A 10,402-nucleotide genomic window follows, 5' to 3' on the forward strand; every position below is an offset into this window, starting at 1 on the left:
GTCGCGGGCAGGAACCGCGTGCCGGCCGCCGGGCTCGGCACGCGGTTCCTGCCCGCGACGAAGGCGACCCCGAAGGAGATGCTCCCGGTCGTCGACAAGCCCGCGATCCAGTACGTCGTGGAGGAGGCCGCCGCGGCCGGGCTCGACGACATCCTGATGGTCACCGGCCGGCACAAGCGCGCCATCGAGGACCACTTCGACCACGCCTTCGAACTCGAACAGGCCCTGGCGGCCAAGGGCGACACCGTGCGCCTGGACGCCGTACGCGATCCCGCGCGCCTCGCCGACATCCACCACATCCGCCAGGGCGACCCGCTCGGACTCGGCCACGCGGTGCTGTGCGCCCGCCATCACGTCGGCGACCAGCCCTTCGCCGTCCTCCTCGGCGACGACCTGATCGACCCGCGCGAGACCCTGCTCAGCCAGATGCTGGAGGTCCGCGAGCGATACGCCGGCAGCGTGGTCGCCCTCATGGAAGTCCCTGAGGAATCAGTCCACTTGTACGGCTGCGCGGCCGTCGAGCCGACCGGCGAGGAGGGTGTCGTACGGGTCACCGGCCTCGTCGAGAAGCCCTCCCGCGAGGACGCGCCGAGCCGTTACGCCGTCATCGGCCGCTATGTCCTGGACCCCGCGATCTTCCCCACCCTGGAGCGCACCCCGCCCGGCCGCGGCGGCGAGATCCAACTCACCGATGCCCTCCAGGAGTTGGCTGCCGACGGCACGGTCCACGGAGTCGTCTTCAAGGGCCTGCGCTACGACACCGGCGACAAGGCCGACTATCTGCGCACGGTGGTCCGGCTGGCCTGCGACCGCTCGGACCTGGGTCCTGAATTCGTCGCATGGCTCAAGGAGTTCGTGGCGGGACTGGAGAACGGCGAGCCCTACAAGGGTGAGGGTGAGGGCGCGCGGATCGCCGCCTGAACTCCGCGCACACGAGGGCCCGGTCACGCCGTACGCGATGACCGGGCCCTCGTATCAACTCCGCTCAGTTCACCTCTGGTTGGCGATGGTCAGCCGTTCGGCCGGAGGGTCCAGGTGACGGTCATCTCGCCCGTGACGGCGCCGTCCTCGCGCTGGATGGCGACGGTGACCGGGAACTCGGGGCGCTCGCCCGCGTCGAGTTCGGCGACGACGTCGGCGGCGGGGCGGCCGAGGGTCGCGGTGGCCTTCACCGGGCCGAGGGCGATCTTCTTGAACGCGATCTCCGCGTTGACCGGGAGCGGCACGGCCCGCGAGAGCTGGTCGCCGAAGGCGGCGAGGACGATCGCGCCGCTCGCGGACTCGCCGAGGGTGAACATGGCACCGGCGTGCGGCCCGCCGACGTGGTTGCGGTACTCGCTCTGGTCCGGCAGCGCCAGTACGGCCCGCTCCGGACTGGTCTCCAGGTACTCGAGGTTCAGGGTCCGAACCATCGGCACCGTGGCGGCGAGCAACTCGCCTATGGACATCTGGTCAGCGCTCATGGCGCTGATGTTACCCACGAGTAGCCGAATCTGGCCAGATGTGTGCGGCCCCGCACACATCACCCCCACCAAGTTGGTACGACCCTGACAAGGGGCGGTGACCTCACCGTGTCCCGCGCCGCACTAGGGTTGCTGCCCATGTGGCCAGGACAGCAGCCGCCCGGGGGCGAGCAGAACCCGCAGGACAACCCGTACCAGCAGCCGGGGTACCAACAACCGAATCCGTATCAGCAGCCCGGCTACCAGCAGCCCCATCCCTATGGGCAGCAACCGCACTGGGGCGTTCCGCATCCGGCGGGCGGACCGCAGCCGCCGCAGGGCGGGGGTGGCGGGAACCGGACGAAGGTGGTCGCGATCGTCGCCGCCACGGCCGTCGTCGTGGCCGCGGGTGTGACCGGGTTCCTGGTCCTGGGCGGTGGCAACAAGGACGACAAGGCGGACGGCGGCAAGGACACATCGAGCCGGTCGCCGTCGACGGACCCGAGCACGTCGTCCTCGGAGACCTCCGGTTCGGACGACAACCCGCGCGGCAACGAGACCGAGAAGCCGACGATCGCGGGCTGGAAGGTCGTCGTCAACCAGAAGTACGGCACCGCGTTCGACGTCCCCGCCGACTGGGAGGTCGGCAAGCCGGGCACCTTCACCTTCTTCGAGGACGAGGTGAAGGGCGACGGCTCCCCGTACATCGGCTTCTCCGCGCCCGCCTATCTGAAGCAGAACTGGTGCGAGTCCGACGACGACAAGGACGGCACCAAGGAGACCTCGGGGCTGGCGACGAGCGGCACCAAGGGCGAGGACGGGGCGAAGGACACGGCGAGCACCGCGCGCGGTGACGCGGCCGCGTTCGCGTTCGGCGGGTACACGGACCAGAAAGAATCGTCCAAGAAGTACCTGAAGATCGGCACGGCGAAGCCCTACACGACGAAGTCGGGTGTCGCCGGCAGCGTCGCCACCTCGTACACGTCCGGCGTCCCGAAGACCGGCAAGTGCTCCTCCGACGGCAAGGCGACCACGTTCGCCTTCAAGAACTCGGCGGACGACTTCGTCTCCTGGACGCTCTACGGCGCGAAGGGCGTCAGCGAGGAGATCCCGGACGCGACGGTGCAGAAGATCCTGAGCACCGTACGACTGCACGGTGACCCGACGGGCAGCACGAGCTGACGCGCTGACCTCGACCGATGGCCGATGGCCAGCGACCGGTGACCGGTGACCGTTTGGCTGGATTCTGGCAGCAAACTGTTTGGCAGGGTGCGGTCCCGGCGGCGATAGTCGGCCGGTGACCGTCGCCCCCGCCTCCCGTCGACCGCGCCGACCCGACTGGGCGGGCCGCAACTACAGCCTGCTGACCGCCGCCGCGGTGGCGACCGGTCTCGGTGGCAACGGCGCGCTGATCGCCTCCGCGTTCGCGGTGCTGGACGCGGGCGGCGACAGCGGTGACGTGGGTCTGGTGGCCGCCTCGCGCACGCTGCCGCTGGTGGTGTTCCTGCTGATCAGCGGCGCGATCGCGGACCGGGTGCCACGGCACCACGTGATGGTCGCGGCCAACGCCCTCAGCTGTGTGTCGCAGGCGGTCTTCGCGGTGCTCGTCCTCACCGGCGAGCCCCGGCTGTGGCAGATGATGCTGCTGACCGCGCTGGGCGGCACCGGCCAGGCGTTCTTCGGCCCGGCGGCCGAGGGCATGCTCATGTCCACGGTGAGCGGCGAACAGGCGGGCCGGGCGTTCGCCGTGTTCCGGATGGCGATGCAGGGCGCGTCCCTGGGCGGCGCGGCGCTCGGCGGCGCGCTGGTCGCCGCGGTCGGCCCGGGCTGGGTGCTCGCGATCGACGCGGCGGCGTTCGCGGTCGCGGGGGCCCTGCGCTCCTTCCTCGACGTGAGCCACATCCCGCCGCGCGCTCCGGGCGGCGGGATGCTCGCCGATCTCCGCGACGGCTGGCGGGAGTTCATCGGCCGGCCCTGGCTGTGGTCCATCGTCGTGGCCTTCTCCATCGCGAACGCGGTCGTCGGCGCGGCGGACGCGGTCTACGGCCCGCTCGTCGCCCGCGACAGCCTCGGCGGCGCGGGCCCGTGGGGCCTGGCCCTGGCCGCGTTCGGCGCGGGCACGGTGGCCGGCGCCCTGCTGATGACCCGCTGGAAACCCCGCCGCCTGCTCCTCGCCGGCATGCTCGGCATCTTCCCCCTGGCCCTCCCGTCCGCCGCGCTCGCGGTACCGGTGCCGGTCGGCGTCCTGTTCGTGGTGATGTTCGTCGCGGGTGCGACGGTGGAGGTGTTCGGGGTGAGCTGGATGACCGCCCTGCACCAGGAGATCCCCGAGGAGAAGCTCTCCCGGATCGCGGCCTACGACTGGTTCGGCTCGATCGCGCTGATGCCGCTCGCCGCCGCGGCGGCGGGCCCGACGGAGTCGGCCTTCGGGCGTACGGCGGCGCTGTGGGGGTGCGCGGCCCTGGTCACGGTGGTCACGGGGGCGGTGCTGTGCGTGCCGGAGGTACGGAACCTGCGGCGGCGCACGGGGGCGGCACCGCGGGAGGCGCGGGATGCCTCGGACGACTCAGCCGCCCCCGAGTCGGCCGACACCGAACCAGGCGATACGGAATCAGGCGATACCGAGTCAGCCGATGCCGAACGCCCCGTCCGGGGGCACGGGTGACGGCACGGCGTCCTCGTCGCGGACCGGTCGCGCACCGCCGATGAACTCCCTTAGCGCGGGCCCGTGTTCGAGCCGCGCCGGGAACGCGTCCGAGGCCACGAGCCGGGTCAGCGCCGCCGCGTCGATCGGGTGGTGTGCGGCGACGAGCACTGTGTTGCCGAAGCGGCGGCCGCGCAGGACGCCCGGTTCGGCGATCAGCGCCAGTTCCTGGAACACCGCGGCGAACGTGGCGAGTTGGGCCCGCAGGAAGGCGAAGGGCGCGGCGTCCGCGAGGTTGGCGAGATAGACGCCGTCGGCGCGCAGGACACGTTCGGCCTCGCGGGCGTAGGACAGGGACGTGAGGTGCGCCGGGACCCGTGAGCCGCCGAAGACATCGGCGACGATCACATCCGCCGAACCGTCCGGCGCCGCCTCCACCCAGGCGCGGGCATCGGCTCCGTGCACGGTGACGCCGGCGCCGTCCGGCAATGGCAGGTGCTCGGTGACCAGTTCCAGCAGCCCCCGGTCGGCCTCGACCACGTCCTGCCGCGAGCCGGGCCGGGTCGCCGCCACGTACCGGGGCAGCGTGAGGGCTCCGCCGCCCAGGTGCAGCACGTCCAGCGGGCGGCCCGGTTCCGCGACGGTGTCCAGCACATGCCCGAGCCGCCGTGTGTACTCGAACTCCAGGTGCGTCGGCGCGTCCAGGTCCACGTAGGACTGCGGTGCCCCGTCGACGGTCAGCAGCCAGGCCCGGGCCCGGTCCACATCGGGCATGAGTCTGGCGACCCCGTGATCGACGTCCCGGATCACGGGTATCGGCTCGTCGACGGGTAGCGGATCGTTCACGGGTCCATTGTGCCGGGCTGGTGGGGTGGGTTCACCCGGGCTGACCAGTCCGCCAGACCTCCCCCACCTCCGCCACGTGCGCCGCCGCCTGCTCCCGTCCCGCCCGTGCCGCGGCCGCCCGTATCGACGGGTCGAGCAGATTGCTGCCGAAGGCCTGTTTCGCTTCCGGGGAGGGCGAGACGACGACCGCGCGGGCGCCCTGCTCCACGAGCCGGCGGGTCTGGGTCGCCGCCGACACCAGGGGGCCGCCCCCGATGGTCATCGGCGCGAGGACGACGACCTGGTCGTAGCCCTCGGCGAGCTGTGCGTTGGCCGGTGAGTGGATGCCGCCGTCGATCCAGCGGCGGTCCTCGATGGTGACCGGGGGCCACACCCCGGGGACCGCGCAGCTCGCGGCTACGGCGTCGCCCAGGGACACCCCGCTGTCCTTGTCGAAGACCCGCAGTTCGCCGGTGACCGTGTCGACGGCGGTGAGGCGCAACGCGCGCTCGGGCCACTCCGGTGAGACGAGCCGGGTCTCGATCGCCGCGCGCCGGGCCACCGCGGAAGGTGTCCTGGCGGCGAGTGCCATCCGGCCGATCTTCCGCCCGTACGCCTCGGGGGTACGGGCGGTCACGGTCGCCCACACGAAGCGGAGCATCAGGCCCTTGCCGAGTCGGGCGGGGATCTCGCCCTCGGGTACGGCGAGTTGACGCTCGTAGACCTCCTTGAGCGTGGTCGCCCGCACCTGCGCCCCGACGGCCGAACCCGCCGATGTGCCGATCACGACATCGGCGTCGGCGAGATCGACGCCGGCCTCGCTCAGCCCGTAGAGCACCCCCGCCATCCAGCCGATCCCACTGCTGCCTCCGCCGCCCAGCACAAGTGCCTTGCCCGCCATGGTGCTCCCGCCTTCCCCACGCCTCGCCACAACTGCCGCCGCGATCAAGTCTTGCGCACGGCACTGACAATCGCGGATACGCGTCCGGGTCCCCGGCCTCGGACAGCCGGGATCGCGCGCCCAGACACGGGAAACCAGACACGGGAAACCGGACACGGAAAGGGTGCCTGCCCCCGAAGGGACGGGCACCCACCCCGCTCAGCCGACCTCGGTCACCGTCCCGGCACCGACCGTCCGCCCGCCCTCGCGGATCGCGAAGCCGAGCCCCGGCTCCAGCGGGACGTCACGACCCAGCTCGACCGACATGGTCACGGTGTCGCCGGGGCGCGCGACCGCCGTCTCGCCGAGGTCGATGTCACCGACCACGTCCGCGGTGCGGATGTAGAACTGCGGCCGGTAGCCGGTCGACACCGCCGTCGTACGGCCGCCCTCGCGGGCCGACAGGACGTACACCTGCGCCGAGAAACGACGGCTGGGGACGACGCTGCCGGGCGCCGCGACGATGTGCCCGCGACGGACCGCGTCACGTGGGACACCGCGCAGCAGCAGCGCGACGTTGTCGCCGGCCTGCGCCTCCGCCATGGGCTTGCCGAAGGTCTCCAGGCCGGTGACCACCGTGTCGACGGCGGCCCCCGGCACTTCGACCCGGTCGCCCACCCGTACCGTGCCACGCTCGATCGCACCGGTGACGACGGTCCCGCGCCCGGTGATCGTGAGCACGTTCTCGACCGGCAACAGGAACGGCGCGTCCAGGTACCGCTCGGGCATGGGCACATACGTGTCCACGGCGTCGAGCAGTGCGTCGATCGACGCCTCCCAACGGGGGTCCCCCTCAAGGGCCTTGAGGCCGGACACCCGGACCACGGGTACGGAGTCGCCGCCGTAGCCGTTCGCGGTGAGCAGCTCGCGGACCTCCAGCTCCACGAGGTCGGTGAGCTCGTCGTCGCCCGCGTCGGCCTTGTTGAGCGCGACCACGAAGTGGTCGACGCCCACCTGCCGGGCGAGCAGCACGTGTTCGGCGGTCTGCGGCATGATCCCGTCGAGCGCGGAGACGACGAGGATCGCCCCGTCGAGCTGCGCGGCCCCGGTGACCATGTTCTTGACGTAGTCGGCGTGGCCGGGCATGTCCACGTGCGCGTAGTGCCGGGTGTCGGTCTCGTACTCGACGTGCGCGATGTTGATGGTGATGCCGCGCACGGCCTCCTCCGGCGCCCGGTCGATGCGGTCGAAGGGGACGAAGGTGGACGCGCCGCGCTCGGCGAGGACCTTGGTGATGGCGGCGGTCAGGGTGGTCTTGCCGTGGTCGACATGGCCCATCGTGCCGATGTTCAGATGCGGTTTCGTGCGGACGTATGCCGTCTTGGACATGGCGGTACCTCGAAGCCTGGTGACGTGGATTGCGGGGACCCCGAGGACTCGCCGACCCTCCCCCTGTGGGGTCCGCCGGACGATCCGGAGAGGGTCAGCTTCGGGCGCCGTCGACTGCGGCGACGAGTGCGGGAACGGCAGCCTTCGGGGCATCCGCGACCGCGGATGCTGCGAGGTGGAAGGCGTACCGGAACATGGCTCCGATCATTGCCGACGCTTTGCCCCGCGTCGAACGATTTATCAGTACAGGGACCTCGGAAGGGACTTCAGGCCCCGATGTTCTTCAGCGCCTCGCGCACCGACAGCGGCGCGAACCGCCCCTTCTCCCGGGCCAGGAAGTCCCGGACCGCCTCGGGGTCCGTCCAGGCGTACTCCCTCAGGCACCAGCCGATCGCCTTGCGGATGAAGAAGTCCGGGTGCCCGGACTGGCGCAGGCAGTACGCGAAGAGGCGTTCGGTGTCGGTGTGCTCCTTGTAGCGCAGCTGGTGGAGCAGGGCCGTACGGGCGACCCACAGGTCGTCGTCGACGATCCACTCGTCCATGTCGGTCTTCAGCTTCGGATCGGCGACGACCAGGCCTCCCACTACGTGGGAGGCGAGTGCGTCGACGGTGTCCCACCAGGGGACGGTCGATACGAGATGTCGGGCGACCGGCAGGAAGCCGGACGTGCAGTGCCTCACATGGCGGCGCAGGTAGTCCACCGCGAAGTACTGGTACTCCCGCTCCGGCAGCTCCCAGCAGCGCAGGGCGATCGCGGTGCAGTCGGCCTCGTCGGGGCGGGGCGTGTCCTCCAGGACCGTGCGGGACAACGCCCTGCGTACGGGTGTGGTGAGGCCCAGGAAGGGCGCCACGTCCTTCATGTACGCCCGCATGGGCACGGCCCGCTCGGGGTCGGCCGCGGCACCGTACGTGGCCGTGAGCCGCTCCAGCACGGTGTCCGCGAGAACACTGTCCGGCACCCGCACGGTGCCCGCACCTGTGACGCTCATGAGACGAACCATACGGCGATCACATACACAGGTCGGTTAGTGTCGCCGACATGCTCGCCGATGCCACCACCCGTTCTGGGGGCACCGCCACGGCCTCTCCCCGGGCCGTAGCCACGGAGCTCGCCGTGGCCGTACCCGCGGCCGTGCCCGTCGCCCTCCTGGTGCCCGACGCCCCGACCGGCTTCGCCGCGCGCTGCACGAGAGCCCTGCTCTCACCGTGGTCGCGGCTGTCGCTGCTGCTGGTCCTGCTCGCCGGGGCGGCGTCGACCGTGCTGCTCTTCCACCCGCAGAGACTTCTCTCCGACGGCTGGCCGCCCCAACTCAGCGGCGCCATGGCCGCGTTGGTGTTCGCGGCGGCCTACGGCCTGTGCAGCGTGGCGTTCGTACCGCGCCCCCTGCTGAACCTCGCGGCGGGCGCGCTGTTCGGCTCCCAGCTCGGCACCGCGTCGGCGCTCGCGGGCACGGTGCTCGGCGCCGCGATCTCCTTCGGCCTGGGCCGGGTGCTGGGCCAGGACGCGCTGCGCCCGCTGCTGCGGGGCCGGTGGCTGAAGGCGGCGGACGGCCAGCTCAGCAGGCACGGTTTCCGTTCGATGATGGCGGCGAGGCTCTTCCCGGGTCTGCCGTTCTGGGGCGTGAACTACTGCGCCGCCGTCTCCCGTATGCGCTGGCTGCCGTTCCTGCTCGCGACGGCGCTCGGTTCGCTCCCGAACACCGCCGCGTACGTCGTCGCCGGGGCCCGCGCCTCCAGCCCCACGTCGCCGGCCTTCCTGATCGCCATGGCCTGCATCGCCCTGCCGGCCCTGGGCGGCGCGGTGGTGGCCTGGCGCAAGCGCCACCACCTGCGGGGCGACTGAGCGACCGGGCGCGGGCGCGTCAGACGGCTTCGAGGATCATCGCGTTGGCCAGACCGCCCGCCTCGCACATCGTCTGCAGCCCGTAGCGCGCCCCGCGGTCCCGCATCGCGTGCACCAGCGTGGTCGTCAGCCGGGTCCCGCTCGCCCCGAGCGGATGGCCGATCGCGATGGCCCCGCCGTGCACATTCACCTTGGCGAGATCCGCGCCCGTCTCCTGCTGCCAGGCCAGGACGACGCTGGAGAACGCCTCGTTGACCTCGAACAGGTCGATGTCGTCGAGCGTGAGCGAGGCCCTGCGCAGCACCTTCTCGGTGGCCGGGACGACCGCGGTGAGCATGAGCAGCGGGTCGTCACCGATCACCGCGAAGCTGTGCAGCCGGGCCAGCGGGCGCAGCCCGAGCCGGGCCGCCGTCTCGCTGGACGTGATCAGGACCGCGGAGGCTCCGTCGTTGATCGGGCTGGAGTTGCCGGCGGTGATGTTCCACTCGATCTGCGGGAAGCGCTCGGCGTACGTCGGGTCGTAGAAGGCGGGCTTGAGTCCGCCCAGGATCTCGGCCGTGCTGCCGGGCCGTACGCACTCGTCCCGCGAGGCGCCCGCCAGGGGTGCCACCTGGGCGTCGAAGAGTCCGGCGTCCCAGGCGGCGGCCGCCTTGTGGTGCGAGGAGACCGCGAAGGCGTCCAACTGGTCCCGTGTCATCGACCACTTGGCGGCGATGAGTTCGGCGCTGATGCCCTGCGGGACGAGTCCCTCCGGGTAACGCCCGGCGACTCCGGGGCCGAAGGGATCCGTGCCGGGCAGCACGCTCGACCCCATCGGCACGCGCCCCATGGACTCCACTCCACAGGCCACGACCAGGTCGTACGCCCCGGAGATCACGCCCTGCGCCGCGAAATGAACAGCCTGCTGGGACGAGCCGCACTGGCGGTCCACGGTGGTCGCGGGCACCGACTCCGGGAAGCCCGCCGACAGCACGGCCTGCCGGGTGATGTTGACGGCCTGCTCACCGACCTGGGTGACCGTGCCGCCGATGACGTCGTCGATGAGCGCCGGGTCGATCCCGGTGCGCTCGACGAGGGTGCGCAGAGTGTGCGAGAGGAGTTCGACGGGGTGGACCTGAGCAAGGGAGCCGTTCGGCTTGCCCTTGCCCACGGGGGTGCGTACGGCTTCGACGATCACTGCGTCACGCATGATGCGGGCCTCCAGGATGACCAGCCAGAAAGAACAACCAGAGCGACCGGAACTACCGGTGAGTAGGAAATCCAAACTCACCATAGACCCGTCAGTTGGAAAATCAAACCCACCCGTGAAAGAGCCCTAGACTGGACGCCATGGCCGCCCCCAAAGACAAGCCCGCCCCTAAAGTCAAGCCCGCCCCCAA

10 protein-coding genes are annotated in these 10,402 nt (G+C 71.4%); 4 read left to right on the forward strand and 6 right to left on the reverse strand.

The annotated features are described in order from the left end of the window. Positions 1-18: 18 nt before the first annotated feature. Positions 19-921, forward strand: a complete 903-nt coding sequence (galU, locus tag JHN63_RS46035; RefSeq protein ID WP_307782150.1) for a UTP--glucose-1-phosphate uridylyltransferase GalU — start codon at positions 19-21, stop codon at positions 919-921. A gap of 89 nt (positions 922-1,010) precedes the next feature. Here galU and JHN63_RS46040 read toward each other — a convergent pair whose 3' ends face one another. Further along, positions 1,011-1,448 (reverse strand): DUF4442 domain-containing protein, encoded by a 438-nt coding sequence (locus JHN63_RS46040; RefSeq protein ID WP_019071039.1) that lies wholly within the window; start codon positions 1,446-1,448, stop codon positions 1,011-1,013. Positions 1,449-1,601: 153 nt separating this feature from the next. Between JHN63_RS46040 and JHN63_RS46045 the strand changes: the two genes are divergently transcribed. Further along, positions 1,602-2,624: a hypothetical protein gene (locus JHN63_RS46045; protein ID WP_200691101.1), complete on the forward strand. Its 1,023-nt coding sequence runs from the start codon at positions 1,602-1,604 to the stop codon at positions 2,622-2,624. Positions 2,625-2,739: 115 nt separating this feature from the next. Then, positions 2,740-4,107: an MFS transporter gene (locus JHN63_RS46050; RefSeq protein WP_200691102.1), complete on the forward strand. Its 1,368-nt coding sequence runs from the start codon at positions 2,740-2,742 to the stop codon at positions 4,105-4,107. Here the strand turns inward: JHN63_RS46050 and JHN63_RS46055 are convergent. The 4 genes from JHN63_RS46055 to JHN63_RS46070 form a co-directional block, all read right to left on the reverse strand. Beyond that, positions 4,069-4,860: a spermidine synthase gene (locus JHN63_RS46055; RefSeq protein WP_200691108.1), complete on the reverse strand. Its 792-nt coding sequence runs from the start codon at positions 4,858-4,860 to the stop codon at positions 4,069-4,071. The genes JHN63_RS46050 and JHN63_RS46055 overlap by 39 nt on opposite strands. A 103-nt stretch (positions 4,861-4,963) precedes the next feature. Then, on the reverse strand, positions 4,964-5,812 hold the full coding sequence (locus JHN63_RS46060; protein ID WP_200691103.1) for a patatin-like phospholipase family protein: 849 nt from the start codon (positions 5,810-5,812) through the stop codon (positions 4,964-4,966). A 198-nt stretch (positions 5,813-6,010) separates the two neighbouring features. Continuing rightward, entirely contained in the window at positions 6,011-7,180 is a 1,170-nt protein-coding gene (tuf, locus tag JHN63_RS46065; protein WP_200691104.1) for an elongation factor Tu, read from the reverse strand. A gap of 266 nt (positions 7,181-7,446) precedes the next feature. After that, positions 7,447-8,169, reverse strand: a complete 723-nt coding sequence (locus tag JHN63_RS46070) for a DNA alkylation repair protein (RefSeq protein ID WP_200691105.1) — start codon at positions 8,167-8,169, stop codon at positions 7,447-7,449. Positions 8,170-8,219: 50 nt separating this feature from the next. Between JHN63_RS46070 and JHN63_RS46075 the strand changes: the two genes are divergently transcribed. Next, the gene (locus tag JHN63_RS46075) at positions 8,220-9,023 is read left to right on the forward strand and encodes a TVP38/TMEM64 family protein (RefSeq protein ID WP_200691106.1); all 804 of its coding nucleotides are present in this window, start codon (positions 8,220-8,222) and stop codon (positions 9,021-9,023) included. 19 nt (positions 9,024-9,042) lie between these two features. Here the strand turns inward: JHN63_RS46075 and JHN63_RS46080 are convergent, their stop codons facing one another. Beyond that, positions 9,043-10,212, reverse strand: a complete 1,170-nt coding sequence (locus tag JHN63_RS46080) for a thiolase family protein (RefSeq protein WP_200691107.1) — start codon at positions 10,210-10,212, stop codon at positions 9,043-9,045. Positions 10,213-10,402 lie beyond the last annotated feature (190 nt).

This window comes from Streptomyces sp. MBT65, assembly GCF_016612545.1.
Classification (GTDB): Bacteria; Actinomycetota; Actinomycetes; order Streptomycetales; family Streptomycetaceae; genus Streptomyces.

Excerpts from the sequence above, each read along its gene's own strand:
- JHN63_RS46040 (WP_019071039.1), bottom strand. The coding sequence starts at position 1,448 with ATGTCCATAGGCGAGTTGCTCGCCGCCACGGTGCCGATGGTTCGGACC.
- JHN63_RS46045 (WP_200691101.1), top strand. The coding sequence starts at position 1,602 with ATGTGGCCAGGACAGCAGCCGCCCGGGGGCGAGCAGAACCCGCAGGAC.
- JHN63_RS46055 (WP_200691108.1), bottom strand. The coding sequence starts at position 4,860 with ATGCCCGATGTGGACCGGGCCCGGGCCTGGCTGCTGACCGTCGACGGG.
- JHN63_RS46060 (WP_200691103.1), bottom strand. The coding sequence starts at position 5,812 with ATGGCGGGCAAGGCACTTGTGCTGGGCGGCGGAGGCAGCAGTGGGATC.
- tuf (WP_200691104.1), bottom strand. The coding sequence starts at position 7,180 with ATGTCCAAGACGGCATACGTCCGCACGAAACCGCATCTGAACATCGGC.
- JHN63_RS46070 (WP_200691105.1), bottom strand. The coding sequence starts at position 8,169 with ATGAGCGTCACAGGTGCGGGCACCGTGCGGGTGCCGGACAGTGTTCTC.
- JHN63_RS46075 (WP_200691106.1), top strand. The coding sequence starts at position 8,220 with ATGCTCGCCGATGCCACCACCCGTTCTGGGGGCACCGCCACGGCCTCT.
- JHN63_RS46080 (WP_200691107.1), bottom strand. The coding sequence starts at position 10,212 with ATGCGTGACGCAGTGATCGTCGAAGCCGTACGCACCCCCGTGGGCAAG.